Consider the following 20,978-nt stretch of genomic DNA (forward strand, 5'->3'; position numbering starts at 1 on the left):
GACGCGACCGTGAGCGCCGACAGGCGCGAACGGTCGGGGAGGTCCGGGGCGCGGTGGCGGTGCGGTCGCGGTGCTGTGCGGTCCTCGTTGGCTCAAGCAGTAGCTGGCTCTGCCGTCTCGTCGTCGGCACACCGAGTTATCCCTCCGTCACTTTACGGTCTGTGCCACGCCGAATCTCACAACTCGAACGCGGCGTTCAATACTGTCGCCTCGAAATCCCGACTCGGATGCACGAAGCGGTTCTCGGAATCGAACACCCCGGCGCGTACGCCGCCGCCACCGCGGGCACCGACACGACGGTCGAACTCTGGTGCAACGACCACTGTGACCTCCTGCATGTCGGCGGCGCGGGCGGCGAGGCGGTCGTCGCCCACGTCGAGCGAGCGGTCGGCGTCCGCGAGCGAATCGCGGACGCCGACGAGCGACTGCTCATCACCGACGACTGCCTGAAGGAGCGCGACGACGACCCCATCGAGGCGACCCTCGCCGCCCACGACTGCCTGCTCGTGCCGCCGCTTCGGTACGCCGAGGGCAGGAAGTGGTGTCGCGTGCTGGCGCTGGACCCCGCGAACCTGACCGCGTTCTACCGCGACGTGGCCGCCGAGTTCTCGGTGGTCGTGGAGTCCAAGCGCGAGGTCCGGTCGGTCCGGGCCGACCGACCACTGCTCACGCTCGATTCGGCCCTGCCGGACCTCTCGGTGCGCCAGCGCGAGGCACTGCTGACCGCGACCGAGATGGGTTACTACCGGATTCCCCGCGAGGCGACCACGGCCGAACTCGCGTCGGCGATGGGCGTCGAACGCCGGACGTTCGAGGAACACCTCCGACGCGCCGAGAACAAACTCCTGCGGTCGTTCGCCGAGACATTGTAGAAATTGCTCACGAAAATGTATATATTTTCTAAAGCATCCTATATCGTTCTTTCAGACAGGTGCTACCAGCTCTCCGGGAGTTCGATGCCCGCCTCGTTGAACCGCCGGTTCACGCGCTGGAGGTACTCCGACCGGATGGTGACGAACGCCTCGCGCGACGGTTGGTCTATCCAGTAGCGGGCCTGCACGCCCGCCCGTCCCTCGTCGAGTTCGACCACGCGGACGGTCGGGGTCGGTCGGTCGAGGACGTTCCCGCTCGCTTGGGCCTCCTCTACGAGGATGGTCGCCACCGCGCCGAGGTCGGTGTCGTCGCCGACGTGGAACGTGTGGGAGATGCGGCGCGGCGACTTGGCGACGGCGTTGACCACGGCGCTGGTGGCGAGTTGGGAGTTGGGCACGGTCAGCAGTTCGTTGTCGAAGGTTCGGACCCGCGTCACCCGAAAGCTGATGTCCTCGATGACGCCCTCCTTGTCCTGCCAGCGAATCCAGTCGCCGATGTTGAACTTCGGGTCCGTCACGATGAAGACGCCGCCGACGAGATTCGACGCGATGTCCCGACTGGCGAACCCGACGGCGACGGTGAGCGCGGCGACCACTGTCGGCGGGATAGAGAGCAGATAGCCGTAGTCGGTCACGTCGATCGCGAGCCGGAAGGCGGCGAGCAACACAGCGACGTGGACGGTCTTTACCACCGCGCTAGCGACTGCCTCTTGGACTCGCTGGGTGGAGAGCGCGCGCTCGACCGCCGGGAGGAGGATTCTCCGTCCGACTGCATACACCACCACGAACACGGCGATAGCCACCGCGAAGTCCCGGAGGAGGTCGAGATAATCGCCGACCGGGAGGTCCGAGATGTCGTCCCCCTGTAGAACGAATTGCACCGCTTGCCTCGTCACTGCGGGACCGACGACGCGAATCGGTATAAAATCTGGCCGGGCGTCGCGGTTCAGTAGGACTCTTCCACGTCGATGGGACCGCTGAACGCCGAGTAGAGGACGCCGAAGTAGGTCAGCACCAGCGGAATCAGGATAGCGGCCCCGATTGTCAGCAACTCGACGGCGGGCGCGCCGATGATGGCCTCCTCGACGGTCAGACCGGTCATCGGTTCCACGACGGGGTACATCAGCACCGCGACCAGCGCCACGAGCGCGCCCGTCATCCCGCCCGAGGCACCGAGCGCGAGGTAGGGCCGCCCGGCGCGGGCGGCGACGACGTACACAACCCCGAGCAGGACCGACCCGACGACCAGCGCGATGGCCACCGGCGATAAGAGCGCCTCCCGCAGGCCGGGTCGGAGCGCCAGCAGGACCAGCGCGACCACGACCAGCGCGAGGTAGACGGCCGTCGCGCGGACGCCGTAGCCCGGCATCTCGTCGGCGAGCGCCCCGGTCGTCTTCAACCGGAGGAACGCCGCGCCCGCGGCGACGTTGAGCGCGACCACCGCGAGACCGACCACCAGCGAGGCGGGCGCGACTCCTTCGACGCCGAGCAACCAGTTCCCGGTGAAGACCCCGAGCAGGAACGGCGCGCCGACGCTCCCGACGACGAACGCCCGGCCCCACCACCTCTGCCATCCCTCGCTCTCGCGCTGTTCGAAGAACTCCGGGGCCATCCCGCGCAGGATGAGCGTGGCGAGGACGCCGAAAAGCAGGAGGTAGTGGCGACTGAACAGCGCGGCGTACACCGACGGGAAGGCCGCGAACAGGCCCCCGCCGAACACCACCAGCCAGACTTCGTTGCCGTCCCAGAACGGCCCGATGGCCGCGAGACACTGCTCTCGCTCGTGGTGGTCCTCCCGGAGCGCGAAGATTGCCCCGACGCCGAAGTCCCACCCGTCGAGGAACAGGAAGACTGCGAGGAACCCGAACACCACCACGAACCAGAGGTCCGAGAGCGCGACGCCGAACCACACCACCTCCAGCGCGAGCAGTTCAGTCATCCTCGCTCGCCCCCGCCGCAGTCGGCGTGGTCGGCCGGTCGGCGTCGGGCAGTTCGTCGTCCCCGCCTTCCGGTCCTCGCCGGACTAGTCGCCCGACGACGTAGGTGTACAGCGACAGCAGGACGAGGTAGCCCCCGACGAATCCCGCGAGCGTCAGGGTCGCCTCCGTCGCCGTGAGACCGGGCGAGACGCCCTCGGTGGTCTTCATCACGCCCTGAATCACCCACGGTTGGCGACCCACCTCGGTCACTATCCACCCGAGTTCGACGCCGAGGAATCCGAGTACCGACGACGCCATCAGCGCCTTCTGGAGCAGTCGGTCCTCGAACAGTTCCCCGGTCCACCACCGATACCCCGCCCAGAACGCCAGTAGCATGAACCAGAACCCCATGGCGACCATCGCACGGAACGACCAGAACACGATGGCGACCGGCGGCGAGCCTTCGAACTCGTTCAGGCCGGTAATCTCGGCCTGTGCGTCCCCGCCCGAGGCCAGCCACGACGCCCCGCCGGGTATCCCGATGCCGAAGATGTCTTTCGCCCGCGGGTTCAGCAGGTCGTCCACGCTGGTCGGGAACGCGACGATGTACTCGGGGACGTAGCTGTCGGTCTCCCACACCGCCTCCATCGCGGCGAACTTCTGTGGCTGAGTCTCGGCGACGTGGCGGCCGTAGGCGTCACCGTGGAGGACCTGCAACGGCGCGGTGACGACGAGGACGACCAGCGCGATTTTCAGGGTCGCCTCCCAGAACTCGGCGTCCAGATTCCCCTCGTCCACCACGCCGAGGTGGTGGCGACGGTAGACGTGGTAGGCCGCGACCCCGGCCATGAACAGCGCGACCGACAGGACCGCCGCGTTCTGCATGTGGACGAACATCCACGGGAACCGCGGGTTGGCGTACGCCGCGATGGGGTCGGTCAGCAGGATAGTCAACTGGCCGCTCTCGCGGGCGACTTCGAACCCCCGCGGCGTCTGCATCCACGAGTTGGCGACCAGAATCCACACCGCCGACAGCCACGTTCCGAGACCCACCATCAGCGCCGACACGAAGTAGAGTCGGTCGCCCACTCGCTCGCGCCCGAAGACGAACACGCCGAGGAAGGTGGCTTCGAGGAAGAACGCCATCATCCCCTCTACCGCGAGCGGACCCCCGAACAACTCTCCGGCCGCGGCCGAGAACGCCGCGAAGTTGGTTCCGAACTCGAACTCCAGCACCAACCCCGTCACCGTCCCCACCGCGAAGCTTACCGCGAATATCTTGGTCCAGAACCGGCGCAGTCGCTCGTAGAGAGCCGAACCGGTCCGAATCTCTTTCCACGTAAAGTAGACGAGGAAGGGCGCGAGACCCATGCTCATCACGGGGAAGATGATGTGAACGATAGTCGTCACCGCGAACTGGAGGCGACTCGCAGTCGCCGGGTCTACCACCGTCCCACCCCCCGTCGCCGGAAGTCGCCGCGCCAGTCCAATCGGCCGACACGTCTCTCTCGGGTCATGGTCTCTCCCTACGGTCCGAACGTTGAAGAAGGGATACCCCGTTCTCGGCCGAACGGAATCGGGGTGCAACCCAAGTACGTCGAGTCCCTAGAGAGCTGTTTGGGACGGGGCTTCGGTTCCCGTCGCTCGCGCGTCTGACTAACCCTTAAGTGGTAACGCGTGGGACGTATCACCCAGATGGGGAACAAGAACAAGACTATCTCCTTCCGGGTCAACGAAGATTCGTTCGAGACGCTCCGGGAGATAGCCGAGGAACGCGACCTCTCTCTGTCCGCGGTGTTCCGCGACTACGTGGACCTGCTGGTCGCCCACGACGGCAGGGTGGAAGTCGTCCCCGAGAGCGAACTCGGCGAGGAAGTCGAGGACGACGAGTTCCCGCCGAAAGTGGAGGTCCCGAAGAGTTTCGTCCGGGAACACGAACGCCTCGAACTGGAGGCCGAACACCTCCGCGAGCAGTTGCAGGAGTACAAACAGTACGTCAACAGACTCCAACAGGAGATAAAAGACAGCGACGACGCCGACGAAGTGGTCCACTTGGAGGAACTCGACGACGAACTCGACGCCGACGAGACGTACCGACTCGGGTGAGTCCCAATCGAGTCGAATCGGCGACTCTGCGAGTCGCCGATTCGACGGGAAACGACGGTCGAACTACCCGGAGAGACGCTCTTTCTTCCGTCGAGCCTTCGACTCCATCTCGTCGTCGCCCTCCACGTCGGCGAGTTCTTCGACCGCTTCGAGCGTCCGGACCGAGTTGTCGAGAAACGAGAGGATGTCGCCGGGGTAGGCGTACACCATGTAGTCGTCGGTCATCACGTCCACGATGGCCTCGGGACCCATCCCCTGCTCGCGCAGGCCGAGCAGGTAGCGCATGAACTTGCGCTCGGCGCACCCGCAGTAGGGGTTGCTCTGGCAGTCGCAGTCCAGAAAGTCCTCCGCGAAGTCCAGCACGCGCTCTTGGGTCGCGTCGTCCAACTGCGCGAGGTTGTCGCCCTGAAACAGCATGTCGAGGGTCGCGCCCTTGAACGCGCCCTTCGGGATGTTAGTCTCCAGTTGCGACCCGATTTGGCGGTGGTTCTTGACGTAGATTTTGTCGGTGACGGCCACGCTTGGGCGTTGGTTGGGCGCTGGCGCTCAAAAGGATGTCGCCGCCCGCGCGGACACCCCGGTTTCGACTGGAGTCTGTGACAGTCTGGCAGTATCGTTTGGAGTCGTAACGTATTTTAATCGTAGGAAACTATGTCTACTTGCGTGTCCGGGTTGGGGTAGTGGCTATCCTTCAGCCTTGTGGAGGCTGAGATGCGGGTTCGATTCTCGCACCCGGACCTATAAATTAACTTACATTCTTCGCTGGTTCAGTGGTTACGCTGAAGATTCGTATTTCGAAACTAACCTCTATGACTATTGTGACTATTTCCCGTATGCGGCACACCTGTCCGACTTGCGACGAGGAGTTCGACACGAGGCGGGGACTCGGGGTCCACCACAGTCACGTCCACGACGAGCGACTCTCGAACCGGGAGTGTGCGAACTGCGGCGACGAGTTCTACTGCGAGTACGAGAAGAAGTACTGTTCTGAAACCTGTCACGGCGAGGCCGTCTCGTACGAAGGGGAATCGAACCCGAATTTTCAGGACAAGAAAGAAGTCGCCGAGTGTTCACTCTGTGGTACCGAGTTCGAATATTACGAGTCCTCGAAGGTGGGTTTGTACTGTTCTGATTGTGTCGAACAGAAGTCGTGGAGACCGATTCGTGACATCCAAGGCTCGAAGAATCCCCGGTGGAACGGCGGCAAAATCGAACTGGAGTGTGCGGTTTGCGATTCGACGGTCGAACGCTATCCGAGCAACGTCACCGGTGAGACGACGGTCTGTAGCGAGGAGTGCCGGACAGAATGGCTCTCCGAGGCGTTCGCCGAGTCCGGCCACCCCAACTGGAAAGGTGGCGGGAACGGCTCCTACGGAAAGGGTTGGAACGCGGTCCGACGAAAAGCCTTGGAGCGCGACGGCTACGAGTGCGTCGTCTGTTCGAAGTCAAGGGACGAAATCGGGCGAAACCCCGACATTCATCACATCGTTCCCGTCCGAAGTTTCGTTGAGTCCTCGAACCGCGACAAGACGGACGCCCACTTTCTCGGCAACGTCGTGTCGCTCTGCATCGGTTGCCACCGAAAAGCGGACTTCGGGAAGATACCGAAATCGGAACTCAGGGAACGCATCGACTCCGCACGCACGGCGTCGTCGGCCGCTCTCTGAGACGACTCGACGCTATTTCAATCTCCCCGAAACACTTCAAACTCCTTCTGACGACCGCACAACCACTCCCTGCGGCCGGGAACACGGCCCATAACAAAGTCCGAACCGGCCGTTAGCAGTAGATGCGCCCGGCGGCTTGGGCGCAGAGCGTGCAAGTATACGGCCGGACCCGGCGATGCCGGAGGCTCTGGTGGTGGGCTGGCCTCCCGCTGTCGTGTCACCAACCCTCCCGCGAAAGTTCTCGTTCCGGGACGCCGTACAGTCTCGCTATCTCCTTTCGATTCCGCGTGACGGTCCCCGTTTCTATCCTTTCGACCAGCTTCAGAACTCGTCGAGACCCGTCTGTACGTCCTCCTCGGCGGCGACTTCTTCGAGTAGTTCCGGCGAGTCGTTCTTCGGGTCGTTGACCGCCGACGAGACGGGATAGGCGTGCATCTCCGAGGCGGGGTAGGGGTCGAGCAGGTCGGCGAGTTCGTCGGTCTCGGTTTCACGAAGCCACGCCGCTTCCTCGCCGCGGTCCAAGATGACCGGCATCCGGTGGTGGACTTCCTCGACCACGGCGTTCGGTTCGGTGGTGACGATAGTGAACGTCGCGCCTGCTCCGTTCTGTCCCGGTTCCCACAGGCCCGCGAACGCGACGGGCGAGCGGTCCTCGCGCTCGATGCGGTAGGGCTGTTTGCCCGTGGGCGTCTCCTTCCAGTCGTAGAAGCCGTCGGCGAGAACGAGACACCGGCGTTCTGCGAACGCCTCGCGGAAACTCGGCTTCTCGGCCAGCGTCTCGGCGCGGGCGTTGATGTGGCCCGACGAGGGCGACCCGTCAGTCCACCGGGGAACCAACCCCCACGTCGGGAATCGGATTTCGTCGGGGGCGTCGTTGCGGACCACGGGGTGTTCCTGCCCCGGCGCGACGTTGTACCGCGGTTCGAGCGGTCGGACCGGTTCGGCGTCGAATCGCTCGGCGACGAGTTCCGCCGGAGCGACGAGGGAGGTTCTGCCGCACATGGTTATCTCGACGCCTGTTCGCGTTCGGTCACTGGCTGTTCGGCGGGGGTGATGCGGTCGGCCCGGCCGCTCTTCTGGATGATGTCGAAGGCCGTCATCAGGTCGGACCGGGAGAGTAGCCCCGCGAGTTCGCCGTCGGCGTCGATGACCAACAGGCGACCGATACCGTGTTGCTGGAGTTTCTCGAACGCCGCCATCGCGTCGTCGGAGGCGGGTATCGTCTTCAGGTCGCTCGACATCACGTCACCGACGGTGTAGGCGTCACGTTCGACTTCCGAGACCTGCCGGGCGTCGTCTAACGTCACCATCCCGACGAGTTGGCCGTTCTCGACCACCGGATAGCCGGTGTGACGCTGACGGAACATCGTCTCCATCAGGTCGGCGACGGAGGTGTCCGGTTCGACGGTCTTGAGGTCGTCCGCGGCCGTCATCACGTCGCGGACCCGAACGTCCTGAAACGCCGCGTTCATCACGGTCTGTTGGGCCTCGCTGGTCGCGCCGATGTAAATGAAGAAGGCGATACCGATGAGGATGAGGTTGCCTCCGAACAGGCCGAACAAACCGAGCAGGATAGCGAACAGTTTTCCCACCTCCGCGGCGGTCTGAGTCGCGTCGGAGAACGGTCGGTTTCGCGCCAACAGCGCCCGCAGAACCCGGCCGCCGTCCATCGGGAACCCCGGCAGGAGGTTGAACGCCGCGAGGGTGAGGTTCATCAGCGCGAGGTAGCCCAAGAGGAACTTGACGGTCGGTAGCCCGTCGGGAACTACGAGGAGTCCGAGATACGAGACGACGCCGAGCGCGATACTGACCGCGGGACCCGCGATGGCGATGGAGAACTCCTGTTTCCAGTCCTCCGGTTGCTCGGTCAGGCGGGCGATGCCGCCGAAAATCCAGAGCGTGATTGACTCGATGGGGAAACCAAAGCGCATGGCGACCAGCGAGTGGCCGAGTTCGTGGAGGACGACGCCGACGAACAGGCCCACGGCGGCGACGGCCCCGAGTATCCACTCCAGATTTCCGGCCGTGAGCGCCGCGCGGTCCAAGTCCGCCCCCCAGAGCAGGTTGAGGTTGTCCACCCAGAGACCGACCTGTGAGCCGATGAGCCACGCGAACACCGGCAGGATGAGCAGAAACGTCAGGTCGAGTTTGATGGGAATGCCGAACGCCCGCCCGACGGTGAAGCTTCTCATACCTTGGGGTAGCCGTGGCAGACTATTAACAGTGGGGTGCCACGCCGGGTTCCGGTACGGTGTCGCGCCGGGTTCTCGCCGGTCGTGTCGGCCGAAAAAAGTCGGTCGATTCCCCAAGTAGTCAAAGCGATTAACTTAGCACTTGCGGCCAAGCCAAAGTATTCAAGAGGCCCCCTGAGACACAGACGTACAACGTGGCAGACACCGAATATTGCAGACGGACGGCAGTTACCGGACTCTCCGTGTCTCCGACGGACGCCACACGGCTTCGTGAGTTGGTCGAGGAGTGGAAACGCGGGTGCCAACTCGCGGTCAACGAGGCGTGGGGTGTCTGTCACACGAGAAGCGAAGTCCAGCAGTTAGCGTACGACCGCCTGCGCGAGGAAACCGCGCTCGGAAGCCAGCACGCAGTGCTGGCGACCCACCGGGCGGCCGAGGCCATCAAGCGCGCCCGTCAGCGCGAGGGCGAGAAACCCGAGTTCACGAGTCCTACCGTCGCGTTCGACACCCGGACGATGACCGTGTTCGACGACCGGACGGTGAGTCTCACCACCACGGGCGAGCGCGTCCGGTGTGACCTCGAACTCGCCGCCGACGGCGGGTATCAGGACCAGTACCTCGACGACGGCAAGTGGGAACCCGCCAAGAGTACCCTCCACTACCGCGACGGCGAGTTCACCTTCCACCTCGGCTTTCGGACGCCCAAGCCCGCCATCGACCCGCCGACCGAAGGCGCGACGGTCCTCGGCGTCGATTTGGGCGTCGAGAACCTCGCGGTCACCAGCACCGCCCGCTTTTTCGACGCGGGGGAACTCAACCACCGGCGCGAGGAGTTCGAGCGCGTGCAGGCGTCGCTCGAAGCCACCGGCACCAGAAGCGCGGCGCGGACGCTCAGACAGACGGGCAACCGACTCGACCGGTTCGTCCGCCAGCGCCTCCACGAGGTAGCCAACGGCATCGTCGCGGAGGCCGAGCAGTACGACTGCGAACTTATCGCGTTCGGCGAACTGAGCGAGGTCCACGACTTGCTCCCCGAGGCGGGACCGCTCCACGAGTGGCTGTTCGACCGACTGCTCTCGTTCGTGCAGTACCGCGCCGCCGAGCGAGGCATCGCCGTCGTGGAGGTCAACCCCGAGTACACCAGCCAGCGATGCATGGAGTGTGGGTTCACTCACCCGCAGAACCGGAACCTCGACGAGAACCACTTCGAGTGCCTGAAGTGCGAGGCGTCGGCCCACGACGACTACAACGCCGCCAAGAACATCGCGTTCCGGTGCGTCCGGCGGGGTCCCCTGTCGTCGCGCGGACTGGGCGCGTCGGCGTGCGCGCTCCGGTCGGGGCTGGTGACGCCCGACGACGGATTCATGCCCTACGCGGAGCTTTCGGAAGCGCCGCGGTCGGATTAGAGGCGTCGGAGTTTCGTCTTGGGACTGTCGGTGAGACGCGAAGTGGAACTCGTCTACGGATTTGTCTTGAGAGTGCTGGAACGTTCCGGAGGGGCTACTGGTTTGAACGGGGAGAGCTAGCTACAGGCTTGAACCAATGAGGACCGCACAGCACCGCAACCGTACCGCGACCGCAGACCACACACCTCCCCAACCGACTCCCTCACTCGTACCCTTCGGGTACTCGTTCGGTCATCCCTCGCGCGGTTGGCGCGGTCACGAGGACCGCGCCAGCGCGCGCCGACCGCAACGGGAATACACACAATTCTTAGGAATATTAGATTATTTCTAAAAAGAAGAAAAATGTTTCTTTATACTCAGTATCTCGTTCCTTCGTCGCTCGTCGCTCCGCTCGCGCGCCCGACTCAACCTTTTACTGCTCCGGCGGTCTATCTTCGCACATGAGTCAGCAACCCAAGCCACTGATTCGCCGAAGCGACGACGTAGAGTACGAGGACGTGGGCGCGGCAGACGGGATGCGCAAGGGCGTCCTGATAGACGAGAGTCGCGGCGCGCCCAACTTCGCCATCCGCCGGTTCGAACTCGACCCCGGCGCGTCGGTGCCCGAACACACCAACGAAGTCGAACACGAACAGTACGTCCTCGCGGGCGAGTACACCGTCGGCATCGAGGACGAGGAGTACACCGTCAGCGAGGGCGACTCGCTACTCATTCCCGCGGGCGTCGTCCACTGGTACCGAAACGACGGCGACGAACCCGGCGCGTTCATCTGCGCCGTGCCCAACGGCGACGACGAGATAGAACTCGCAGAGTAGCGAACATCGGAAAGACAGGACGGCGACGGAAAACAGAGCAAACAGAACCCGCGAACTACTCGTACTCCGGAAGCGAGACGAGGGCCTGAATGTCAGCGGAAATCCACGCGTCGGTGGCCGACTGGTCCTGCATCCGAATTGTCGGCGTTCCGTCCGCGTCGTCTTCTATCTCAAGCGTCACTTGTTCGTCGAACCGCTCGGGTAACCGCGTGTTGTTTCTCCCCCTCATATTTGGTCGTTCTATGCGCACTCGGCGCTTACCACGAAGCGGCCTTTGTTATTTGCCGGTTTCCGGGCGGTATTGCCGGAATAACACCCTGTAGCGGCCGTTATTCTGAGCTTACCGTCCCGTATTGACCCGTTTCTCGTCCCGCCGTCCCCCACACGGCGTCTCTCTCTGCCGTGACGACCGCCGCGGGATATATAATATGTGCCATTACCAAAATTTATACACTTGGAGGCGGTAAATAAAAACGCATGACTAGTAATGGCGATGGACGGTCCGAATCGAGTAGCATCAATCGACGTAACGTCCTCCGCGGGGCCGCGGCCGCGTCCCTGACCGGCATCGGTCTCTTCGGTTCCTCGGGCGGCGCAGTGGCCAAGACGGAACCGCTCGCGGACGAACGCGCGCGTCAGGTGTTCGAGTCCGACGCGAGCGAACTCCTCGGAACGCTTTCGGACGAGGGAGTGCTGGCGGACGCCTCCGCCGACGCACTGCCGACCGCGCCTAACGCACGAAACGCCGCCGACGTGGGCGTCGCGCGGGCCTACAACGACGAAGGCAAGGAAGTTTACGTCGCTCGGGAGACGACCGACCGCGGCAAACTCACCGTACTCGTCAAGGCCGAAACCGGCGAGTCGCTCGGCGTCCTCTCGACTCCGGACGGCATCGAAACGTACGATTCCGAGGGTAGCGTCGACCCCCAGCAAGTCGGATGCATCTGCAGTGACACTAGTTGCGTGGGTGCCCCCGGAGTCATCAACTTCTGTTACGGCATCCCGTCCGGTTGCTGTTAGAGCGCGAACTGTCGCGTTCTCTTTTCCGAACCGCTCAAATACCGCGAGCTATTACCCGCGAACGTGTCGAAGCAGGTCCCGCAGGTGGACGCGCTGTTCCTCCACGAGTCGTCCGGTCACTACACCGCGGTCGTGAACCGCGACGGCGAGCGCGTCTTCCGCGCCAAACTCGAACTACAGGAGACCAGCGCCGGGCCGCGGCCCGGCAAGTTCCGCGTCAAGCGCGGGACGAGCGAGGAACCGCGAAGCCCCGACCAGTTCGTGGAAATCGCGCGCAGAGCCGACCGCATCCGCATCTCCCAACAGACCTCCGCGGCGGGCCGCGAGGAACTGCAGGAGATGCTCGACGCCTACCAACTCGACGCGAAGGCGGTCCGGACCTGTCGCTACTGCGCGTCGGGCGGCCACTACTCGCCCATCACGAGCGAGACGGCCGTCGACGCGGGCGACGAGTACATCTGCCCCGACTGCGCGAAAGAGGAGTTGGAGCGCGAACTCTCGTTCCGGGGGGACCTCACGCGCGAAGCGCAGGACCGACTGGAGGAACTTCTGCTCGACGTGCAGGACTTGGAGCGCATCACGAACCTGCTGAAGGGTCAACTCGACCCCGACCTCACCAAGTTCGACGAGATAAGCGCGAACGTCGAGGACGTGGACAACATCCGGGTCGATTCGCTCAATCTCCATCCGGGCATCCAGAACCTGCTCGAACCGCGCTTCGAGGAACTGCTCCCGGTCCAGAGCCTCGCGGTCCAGAACGGTCTGCTCGACGGCGATGACCAACTCGTCGTGAGCGCCACCGCGACCGGCAAGACCCTCGTCGGCGAGATGACCGGCATCGACCGCGTGCTGAACGGGCAGGGCAAGATGCTGTTTCTGGTCCCCCTCGTCGCGCTCGCCAACCAGAAGCACGAGGACTTCGAGGACGAGTACGGTGACCTCGTGGACGTGACCATCCGCGTCGGCGCGAGCCGAGTTCGGGACGACGGCCACGCCTTCGACCCGAACGCCGACGTTATCGTCGGCACCTACGAGGGCATCGACCACGCGCTCCGGACTGGCCGGGACTTGGGCGACATCGGGACCGTCGTCATCGACGAGGTTCACACCCTCAAAGAACAGGAGCGAGGCCACCGCCTCGACGGACTCATCGCGCGCCTCAAGCACTACTGCGAGACTCGCGCGAGCAGGCGCGAGGAGTACGGCGGCGCGCAGTGGGTCTACCTCTCGGCGACGGTCGGCAACCCCGCCAGTCTCGCCGAGTCGCTGGAGGCCAACCTCGTGGAGTTCGAGGAGCGGCCGGTACCGCTCGAACGTCACGTCACCTTCGCCGACGGCAAGGAGAAACCCGACATCGAGAACAAACTCGTCAAGCGCGAGTTCGACACCAAGTCCTCGCAGGGCTATCGCGGCCAGACCATCATCTTCACCAACTCCCGGCGGCGATGTCACGAGATTTCCCGCCAGTTGGAGTACAGTTCCGCGCCCTACCACGCGGGGCTCGACTACGGCCGCCGGAAGAAGGTCGAACGCATGTTCGGGAATCAGGACCTCGCGGCGGTCGTCACGACCGCCGCGCTCGCGGCCGGGGTGGACTTCCCCGCCTCGCAGGTCATCTTCGACAACTTGGCGATGGGTATCGAGTGGCTCTCGGTTCAGGAGTTCCACCAGATGCTCGGACGGGCGGGGCGGCCGGACTACCACGACCGGGGGAAGGTGTACGTTCTCGTGGAACCCGACGCCGCCTACCACAACAGCATGGAGATGTCCGAGGACGAAGTGGCCTTCAAACTCCTGAAAGGCGAGATGGAGAACGTCCGGACGCTCTACGACGAGAGCGCCGCCGTCGAGGAGACGCTTGCCAACATCACCGTCGCGGGCAAGCAGGCCAAGCGCCTCGGCGACCGGATGATTGGCGAGATTCCGACCAAGCACGCCCTCGGCAAACTGCTGGAGTACGGTTTCATCGACGGACTCGAACCCACCGACCTCGGCCGGGTCGTCACTACCCACTTCCTCGCGCCGGACGAGGCGTTCAAGATTCTCGACGGGGTTCGCAAGGACAAACATCCCTTCGACATCGCGGCCGAACTCGAACTCCACGGCGAAGAGGAGTGAGAAAAGCTACAATTCCGGCGTCTGACGCTCGTCTGCCGGGTTTTAATGTGGGATAGTGGTAAACTCCCGGTATCGATGGCGACAGCAGACGGCAATCGGTCGCGGACGGAACGAGACCCCGCCTACGAGACGCGTCACGAGACCGGCGGGGAAGCGTCGCTCAGCGAGACGATTATCGACGCTGTCGCAACGGCCGAGGACGTTGACCCCACGAGTTGCGACCTCGGTCTGTACGAGGCGGTGGACCTCGAAGCACTCGACACACTGTTCGACCGGCGGTCCGCGGACGACCACTGGCGCTTCGAGTTCGCTATCGACGAGTTTCTGGTCACGGTCACGGGCGACGGCCGTGTCACCGTGTGTGAGACTCGATAGCCACGACGCCGTGTCGTAGCGCATCTTTTTTGAGTTCGCCGCGAATTGTAGCCGAACGTGGCACTCTCGCTGACGCCGGGCATCGTCGTCGTCTTCGCCGTCATCCTGATTGCGCTGGTGCTGTTCGCTACCGAACCCGTCCCCATCGACATCACCGCCATCGGCATCATGGTGGCGCTGATGATTCTGGAACCGTGGACGCAGGTCTCGGCCGCGGAGGGCGTCTCCGGGTTCGCCAGTTCCGCGACCATCACCGTGCTGGCGATGTTCATCCTCAGCTACGGCGTCCAGCGGACCGGCGCGGTCCAGATTCTCGGCCGGAAGATTGGGGCGTTCACGGGAGACGACGAGACTCGCCAACTCGGTGCGACCATCGGCGTCGTCGGCTCTATCTCGGGGTTCATCAACAATACCGCCGCAGTCGCCATCCTCATGCCGATGGTGACGGACCTCGCTCACGAGGGCAACACCTCCCCCTCGAAACTGCTGCTTCCTCTCTCGTACGCCTCGATGTTCGGCGGCACGCTCACACTCATCGGCACTTCGACCAACATTCTGGCGAGTTCGGTCGCCGCCGACCTCGGGGTGGCGGGCGCGCCGTTCTCGATGTTCGAGTTCACCCAACTCGGCGTCGTGGTCGCTATCGTCGGCACCGTCTACCTGATGACTCTCGGCAGGTGGCTCACCCCCGCGCGCATCCCGCCGGAGGACGACCTCACCGAGGAGTTCGAACTCGAGGAGTACCTGACCGAGGTGGTCGTCCGCGAGGACTCGCCGCTGGTCGGCCAGACCGTCAGGGACGCGCTCGCCGACACGGACTTCGACGTGGACATCGTTCAACTCATCCGCGGAGAAAAGTCGTTCGCCGAACCGCTCGGCCCGAAGCAGATTCAGGTCGACGACATCTTCGCGGTCCGGACCGACCGCGACACGCTCTTGAACCTCATCGACGCCGAGGGTCTCGCGCTGGTTCCGAACGTGGACGTGACCGAGGAGGAACTCGAAACCGCCGACCAAGAGCGTAACCTCGTGGAGGTCGTCGTCGCTCCCCGGTCGTCGCTGGTCGGCAAGACCTTGGCGACGGCGAGTTTCCGGGAGCGCTACGACGCGACGGTGCTGGCGCTCCGGCGCGGCCCGGAGTTCATCCGCAAGCGCATGGACCACGCCGGGTTGCAGGTCGGCGACACCCTGCTCGTCTACGCGACCCCCGACAGCATCTCGCGGTTGAACGTCAACCGCGACTTCATCGTGGCACAGGAAATCGAGCGTCCGGACTACCGGGAGTCGAAGATTCCGCTCGCGGTGGGTATCGTCGCGGCAGTGGTCGCGGTGGCCGCACTCGACGTGCTTCCAATCATGGTCTCGGCGCTCGCCGGTGCGCTGGTGATGGTCGTGACGGGCGTCCTCGAACCGCCGGAGGTGTACGACGCGGTGGAGTGGGACGTTATCTTCCTGCTCGCGGGCGTGATTCCGCTCGGCATCGCCATGCAGAAGACCGGCGCGGCCGACCTCATCGCCGACCTGCTGGTGATGTCCGCGGCCTTCCTGCCCGCAATCGCGGTCCTCGGCACCTTCTACGTCGTGACCGCGGTGCTGACCAACATCGTCAGCAACAACGCGAGCGTCGTGCTGATGATTCCGGTCGCCGTCGAAGCGGCCGCGCAACTCGACGCCAACCCCTTCGCGTTCGTGCTGGCGGTGACGTTCGCGGCATCGACGGCGTTCATGACGCCGGTGGGCTACCAGACGAACCTCTTCGTCTACGGGCCGGGCGGCTACAAGTTCACCGACTACGTGCGAGTCGGCACGCCGCTCCAAATCGTCTTTGCCGTCGTCACGACGCTCGGCATCGCGGCGTTCTGGGGTGTGACGTAGATTTCCCATTCCTTCAGATACGTATAGATTCTTTTTAGGAACAAAAATACGTCTTTAGGAATTATTTCTATTTCTCTCTCGCTGGCGGTCGGCACAAACGAAACTCTTTACAGGCACTGCCGCGCTATGAACAGATGCGGGACCGTGGGGTAGCTTGGTATCCTTTCGGCCTTGGGTGCCGATAACCCCGGTTCGAATCCGGGCGGTCCCATACCACTTTTTCCTGCGGTCGGCGCGTCGCGCCTCCCTTGCAAAAACGTGGGGAAAAGCCGCATCGCTCGCTGACGCTCGCTCGAAACAGCACCGCGAGCGCCTCGCGTGCGAGGCGTCCGCTCGTCGCAAACCGCTTTATAAGCCCCTCGTCGGCGGCTCTACTTCCGGTACGCTTTACGAAGGTTCTTACCGGAGGAGGAACTACGAATTGGGTGAATGGCTCGCGCGGAGAATACGGAGCTGATTGACGATTTCGAGCAGTTCTACCGGCGGTACTACAGCGACGAAATCGGGGAACTCGCCCAGAACTACCCGAACGAACAGCGGTCACTCTACGTCGATTGGACCGACCTCTATCGGTACGACGCGGACCTCGCGGACGACTTCATCTCCCAACCCGAACAGCTACAGGAGTACGCCGAGGAAGCACTCCGACTCTACGACCTCCCGGTGGACGTGAGTCTCGGGCAGGCCCACGTCCGCATCGAGAACTTGGGCCAGCAGACCGACATCCGGGACATCCGCGCCCGACACGTCAACAACCTCGTCAGCGTGCAGGGCATCGTCCGGAAGGCGACCAACGTCCGGCCCAAGATTCAGGAGGCCGCCTTCGAGTGCCAGCGATGTGGCACGCTGACCTACATCCCCCAGAGCGGCGGCGACTTTCAGGAACCCCACGAGTGTCAGGGCTGTGAGCGTCAGGGACCGTTCCAGATAAACTTCGACCAGTCGGAGTTCGTGGACTCCCAGAAAATCCGCGTTCAGGAGAGTCCCGAAGGACTCCGCGGCGGCGAGACGCCCCAGAGCATCGACGTTCACATCGAAGACGACATAACCGGCGAGGTGACGCCCGGCGACCACGTTCGGGTCACGGGCGTTCTCCACCTTGAACAGCAGGGAAGCGGACAGGACAAGTCCGCCGTCTTCGACGTGTACATGGACGGGATGTCCGTGACCATAGAGGACGAGGAGTTCGAGGACATGGACATCACCGACGAGGACAAGAAGGAAATCGTCGAACTCTCCCAAGAAGACGACATCTACGAGCAGATGGTCGATTCGATGGCTCCGGCCATCTACGGCTACGAACAGGAGAAGTTGGCGATGATTCTCCAGTTGTTCTCGGGCGTGACCAAGCACTTGCCCGACGAGTCCCGAATCCGCGGGGACCTCCACATGCTGTTGATAGGCGACCCCGGCACGGGTAAGTGCGTTCGTGGTGACACGAAAGTCACGCTCGCGGATGGCACCGAGAGACCTATCGGCGAAGTCGTCGAGTCGAACCTCACCGACCCCGAACCGATAGACGACGGCGTGTACCAAGAGGTCGATATTCCGCTCCCGTCGATGGACGACGACGGAACGCTCGTCCAGAAGCGTGCGACGAAAGTCTGGAAGCGGGAAGCGCCCGACAAGATGTATCTCATTCGGACGACGAGCGGAACTGAACTCGAAGTTACGCCGTCTCATCCGCTGTTCGTGCAGTCTGGCGGTACCTTCGATGCTGTTCGGGCAGAAGACCTTCGGGAAGATGATTTCGTCGCAACACCCCGAACGCTCCCGATTGAGGAAGACGACACACTCAACGTAGACTACAGACGGTCGAAGTCCCACAACGCCGTCCGTCTCGAATCTAATCGTAAGTCCGCCAGTGCCGAAGCAGTAGATGAGGGAACGAAAAACACCAACGCTGACGTAATCCCTGCCCTGTCCGACGAACTTCGGCGTCTTAGAGAGTCGCTCGCGCTTTCCCAGTCCGAGTGTGGACTCGCCCGTTCTACGTACCAACACTACGAACGCGGCGACCGAAACCCGAGTCGGAAGAGCCTAAAAACTCTCGTGACGGCGTTCGAGAACCGCCTCGAACGACTCCGCGAACTCAGTCAGAAGGTCGAAGAGGGTGACTGGGAAGCCGTCGAAACGGCGCGCCGAGAACTGCATCTTTCCCAGCAGGAGTTGGCCGACGGTATCGGTGTCTGTCAGCGGTCGGTCAGCCTCTACGAACAGGGTGACGTTGCTCCTGACGGTGGCCGTGTGACTGACGCAAAAGGCGTAGTTCTAGACCGGATAGACGAAGCACTTCGCGTCGAGAACGACGTACAGTCACTACGGTCACTTGCTGATAGTGACGTTACGTGGGACCAAATCGAATCCATCGAGTCCGTCGAACCGGACTACGACTGGGTGTACGACCTCGAAGTCGCGGATACGCACAACTATCTCACGAACAACGTCGTCTCCCACAATTCTCAAATGCTCTCCTACGTACAGAACATCGCGCCGCGGTCGGTCTACACCTCCGGGAAGGGCAGTTCGAGCGCGGGACTTACCGCTGCAGCTGTTAGAGACGACTTCGGCGACGGCCAGCAGTGGACCCTCGAAGCGGGTGCGCTCGTCCTCGCCGACAAGGGCGTCGCGGCGGTGGACGAGTTGGACAAGATGGCACCCGACGACCGCTCGGCGATGCACGAGGGTCTCGAACAGCAGAAGATTTCGGTCTCGAAGGCGGGCATCAACGCCACCCTCAAGTCGCGTTGCTCGTTGCTCGGCGCGGCAAACCCCAAGTACGGCCGGTTCGACCAGTACGAACCCATCGGCGAGCAAATCGACCTCGAACCCGCACTCATCTCCCGGTTCGACCTCATCTTCACCGTCACCGACCAACCCGACGAGGAACACGACAAGCGACTGGCCGAACACATCATCCAGACCAACTACGCGGGCCAACTGAACACCCAGCGCACGGAGATGAGCGCGCCGAACATCTCCGAGGAGGAGGTCCGTAGCCAGACCGAGGAAGTCGCGCCCGCAATCGACGCCGACCTCCTGCGCAAGTACATCGCCTACTCGAAGCGCAACTGCTTCCCGACGATGACCGAGGAGGCCAAGCGGACCATCGAAGACTTCTACGTGGACCTCCGGACGAAAGGTGCCGACGAGGACGCGCCGGTGCCCGTCACGGCCCGGAAACTGGAGGCGCTGGTCCGTCTCTCGGAGGCCAGCGCCCGCGTTCGCCTCTCGGACGAGGTTGAGACCGAGGACGCCGAGCGCGCGGTCGAAATCACGCGCTCGTGTCTCCAAGACATCGGCGTGGACCCCGAAACCGGGCAGTTCGACGCCGACGTGGTTGAAACTGGGCAATCGAAGTCCCAGCGCGACCGCATCAAGAACCTCAAGCAACTCATCAGCGACATCGAGGAGGACTACGAGGAGGGCGCGCCCGTAGACGAAGTGATGGCCCGCGCCGACGAAATCGGGATGGAGCAGTCGAAGGCCGAACACGAGATAGACAAACTCAAACAGAAGGGAGAGGTGTACGAACCCTCGACCGACCACCTGAGGACGACGTAGGATGGACCGCATCTCCGCCCTCCGGAACGTCGAGGACGCGCTGGCCGACTTCGAGTCCGGCGAGACGGACCTCGAAGCGACCGAACGCCGCGTCCTGAACGTGCTACGGACCTACGCCACCGAGTTCGAGGACGGCGACCTCACGACCTATCGAGCGACCGGCGGAGAGCGTGCTGAGGGGATCGTCGTCGTTGCCGAGTCCCAATCGGCGGCCAGAGACCGCGTGACGGACCTCCTCGACGCCGACGAACTGGAGTTCGAGGTCGAACGGATGGGTTGACAAGTCACGGACTGGGTAATTCAGAGGGGAAAATAAATAAGCTAGGTTCCCTTAGAAGGACCCGTTCGGACGTATCACCAATCTGGGGTCGAAACGGGACGAAACGGAACGACACTATCGATGCAATCCAAGGGTCACGACGAAAGCGAGTCGCTTACGAACGAAGTCGAGCGAGGGGCCTGCGTCTTGCTACTCGCGCCGTCGATTCACGCGACCACCGAGGACGCGTGTCTCGACCTCCTCACGTTCGACGACCCCACCGACGAGAACGTTCTCTGGGTCACGTACACGCGCTCGCCGGACACCTGTGTCCGCGACTGGTTGACGCGTGCGGGGACGAAATCCCGAAACATGCGGGTCGTCAGCGTCGGCGAGACGACGCGTTCGGCGTCGGCGAACGCGAGCGGTGACGACGTGCCCGCGCCGGGCGACGACGTGGTAGACACGCTCTCGAACCCCGGCGACCTGACGGGTCTCGGTATCAAACTCAGCGAAGTTCTCAAGCAGTGGAGCGGCGACGGCGGCCAGACCGTCGCGTGCTTCGACTCGCTGACCGCCCTGCTTCAGTACGCCGACTTACAGACCGTCTACAAGTTCCTCCACGTCCTGACGGGGCGGTTCGACGCGGCGGACGTGACCGCTCACTTCCACCTCGACCCCGACGCCTGCGACCAGCAGACCGTCAGCACGCTCACGTCGCTTTTCGATACCGTCATCGAACTCGACAACGGCGAGTGGACGGTCCGGAGCAGATAGCGTACTTTTAAAT

At 63.4% G+C, this 20,978-nt stretch carries 19 protein-coding genes and 2 tRNA genes; 14 read left to right on the plus strand and 7 right to left on the minus strand.

Annotation, left to right across the window (positions count from 1 at the left end):
- The first annotated feature begins 227 nt into the window (after positions 1–227).
- The gene (locus P2T60_RS16220) at positions 228–872 is read left to right on the plus strand and encodes a helix-turn-helix domain-containing protein (protein WP_276282223.1); all 645 of its coding nucleotides are present in this window, start codon (positions 228–230) and stop codon (positions 870–872) included.
- Between the two features lie 62 nt (positions 873–934).
- On the opposite strand, the gene P2T60_RS16225 is transcribed toward P2T60_RS16220, so the two are convergent.
- Genes P2T60_RS16225 through P2T60_RS16235 form a run of 3 tightly spaced genes read right to left on the minus strand, consistent with a single transcriptional unit; the run spans position 935 to position 4,240 of the window.
- Positions 935–1,768: a mechanosensitive ion channel family protein gene (locus P2T60_RS16225; RefSeq protein WP_276280279.1), complete on the minus strand. Its 834-nt coding sequence runs from the start codon at positions 1,766–1,768 to the stop codon at positions 935–937.
- A 50-nt stretch (positions 1,769–1,818) separates the two neighbouring features.
- Complete coding sequence (locus tag P2T60_RS16230) at positions 1,819–2,811, minus strand: cytochrome d ubiquinol oxidase subunit II (protein WP_276280280.1); 993 nt, start codon at positions 2,809–2,811, stop codon at positions 1,819–1,821.
- Complete coding sequence (locus P2T60_RS16235) at positions 2,804–4,240, minus strand: cytochrome ubiquinol oxidase subunit I (RefSeq protein WP_276280281.1); 1,437 nt, start codon at positions 4,238–4,240, stop codon at positions 2,804–2,806. The genes P2T60_RS16230 and P2T60_RS16235 overlap by 8 nt, the downstream gene beginning before the upstream one ends.
- A 246-nt stretch (positions 4,241–4,486) precedes the next feature.
- Here P2T60_RS16235 and P2T60_RS16240 point away from each other — a divergent pair, with 246 nt between their 5' ends.
- Positions 4,487–4,897 (plus strand): DUF8146 domain-containing protein, encoded by a 411-nt coding sequence (locus P2T60_RS16240; protein WP_276280282.1) that lies wholly within the window; start codon positions 4,487–4,489, stop codon positions 4,895–4,897.
- Positions 4,898–4,960: 63 nt separating this feature from the next.
- Here P2T60_RS16240 and P2T60_RS16245 read toward each other — a convergent pair whose 3' ends face one another.
- Complete coding sequence (locus P2T60_RS16245) at positions 4,961–5,416, minus strand: DUF5814 domain-containing protein (RefSeq protein ID WP_276280283.1); 456 nt, start codon at positions 5,414–5,416, stop codon at positions 4,961–4,963.
- Between the two features lie 147 nt (positions 5,417–5,563).
- Here P2T60_RS16245 and P2T60_RS16250 point away from each other — a divergent pair.
- Together P2T60_RS16250 and P2T60_RS16255 are read left to right on the plus strand one after the other, a co-directional pair.
- Positions 5,564–5,635 (plus strand) — tRNA-His (locus tag P2T60_RS16250).
- Positions 5,636–5,730: 95 nt separating this feature from the next.
- Positions 5,731–6,564 carry an HNH endonuclease gene (locus P2T60_RS16255; RefSeq protein ID WP_276280284.1) on the plus strand — a complete coding sequence of 278 codons (834 nt, stop codon included), beginning with the start codon at positions 5,731–5,733 and terminating at the stop codon, positions 6,562–6,564.
- A gap of 321 nt (positions 6,565–6,885) precedes the next feature.
- Here P2T60_RS16255 and P2T60_RS16260 read toward each other — a convergent pair whose 3' ends face one another.
- Both P2T60_RS16260 and P2T60_RS16265 read right to left on the minus strand, forming a co-directional pair.
- Positions 6,886–7,566: an SOS response-associated peptidase gene (locus P2T60_RS16260; protein WP_276280285.1), complete on the minus strand. Its 681-nt coding sequence runs from the start codon at positions 7,564–7,566 to the stop codon at positions 6,886–6,888.
- Positions 7,567–7,568: 2 nt separating this feature from the next.
- Entirely contained in the window at positions 7,569–8,756 is a 1,188-nt protein-coding gene (locus tag P2T60_RS16265) for a CBS domain-containing protein (protein ID WP_276280286.1), read from the minus strand.
- A gap of 194 nt (positions 8,757–8,950) precedes the next feature.
- Between P2T60_RS16265 and P2T60_RS16270 the strand changes: the two genes are divergently transcribed.
- Both P2T60_RS16270 and P2T60_RS16275 read left to right on the plus strand, forming a co-directional pair.
- Complete coding sequence (locus P2T60_RS16270; protein WP_382210147.1) at positions 8,951–10,162, plus strand: RNA-guided endonuclease InsQ/TnpB family protein; 1,212 nt, start codon at positions 8,951–8,953, stop codon at positions 10,160–10,162.
- Positions 10,163–10,602: 440 nt separating this feature from the next.
- Positions 10,603–10,977: a cupin domain-containing protein gene (locus P2T60_RS16275; protein ID WP_276280288.1), complete on the plus strand. Its 375-nt coding sequence runs from the start codon at positions 10,603–10,605 to the stop codon at positions 10,975–10,977.
- Between the two features lie 55 nt (positions 10,978–11,032).
- On the opposite strand, the gene P2T60_RS16280 is transcribed toward P2T60_RS16275, so the two are convergent.
- Positions 11,033–11,206 (minus strand): hypothetical protein, encoded by a 174-nt coding sequence (locus tag P2T60_RS16280; RefSeq protein ID WP_276280289.1) that lies wholly within the window; start codon positions 11,204–11,206, stop codon positions 11,033–11,035.
- Between the two features lie 248 nt (positions 11,207–11,454).
- Between P2T60_RS16280 and P2T60_RS16285 the strand changes: the two genes are divergently transcribed.
- The 8 genes from P2T60_RS16285 (at position 11,455) to P2T60_RS16320 (ending at position 20,965) form a co-directional block, all read left to right on the plus strand.
- A complete protein-coding gene (locus tag P2T60_RS16285; protein ID WP_276280290.1) occupies positions 11,455–11,997 on the plus strand; it encodes a hypothetical protein in 543 nt (180 codons plus the stop codon).
- Positions 11,998–12,060: 63 nt separating this feature from the next.
- Positions 12,061–14,115, plus strand: a complete 2,055-nt coding sequence (locus P2T60_RS16290) for a DEAD/DEAH box helicase (protein WP_276280291.1) — start codon at positions 12,061–12,063, stop codon at positions 14,113–14,115.
- A gap of 75 nt (positions 14,116–14,190) precedes the next feature.
- Positions 14,191–14,490, plus strand: a complete 300-nt coding sequence (locus P2T60_RS16295; protein WP_276280292.1) for a HalOD1 output domain-containing protein — start codon at positions 14,191–14,193, stop codon at positions 14,488–14,490.
- Positions 14,491–14,547: 57 nt separating this feature from the next.
- Complete coding sequence (locus tag P2T60_RS16300) at positions 14,548–16,365, plus strand: SLC13 family permease (RefSeq protein WP_382210145.1); 1,818 nt, start codon at positions 14,548–14,550, stop codon at positions 16,363–16,365.
- A 138-nt stretch (positions 16,366–16,503) separates the two neighbouring features.
- Positions 16,504–16,576: transfer RNA gene (locus P2T60_RS16305), tRNA-Pro, on the plus strand.
- Between the two features lie 218 nt (positions 16,577–16,794).
- Entirely contained in the window at positions 16,795–19,929 is a 3,135-nt protein-coding gene (locus P2T60_RS16310) for a helix-turn-helix domain-containing protein (protein ID WP_276280293.1), read from the plus strand.
- Between the two features lies 1 nt (position 19,930).
- Positions 19,931–20,209, plus strand: coding sequence for a DUF7854 family protein (locus P2T60_RS16315; RefSeq protein WP_276280294.1), 279 nt, complete (start codon positions 19,931–19,933; stop codon positions 20,207–20,209).
- A gap of 120 nt (positions 20,210–20,329) precedes the next feature.
- Complete coding sequence (locus P2T60_RS16320; RefSeq protein ID WP_276280295.1) at positions 20,330–20,965, plus strand: DUF7504 family protein; 636 nt, start codon at positions 20,330–20,332, stop codon at positions 20,963–20,965.
- The last annotated feature ends 13 nt before the right edge of the window (positions 20,966–20,978 follow it).

It is taken from the genome of Halorussus caseinilyticus, from assembly GCF_029338395.1.
Classification (GTDB): Archaea; Halobacteriota; Halobacteria; order Halobacteriales; family Haladaptataceae; genus Halorussus; species Halorussus caseinilyticus.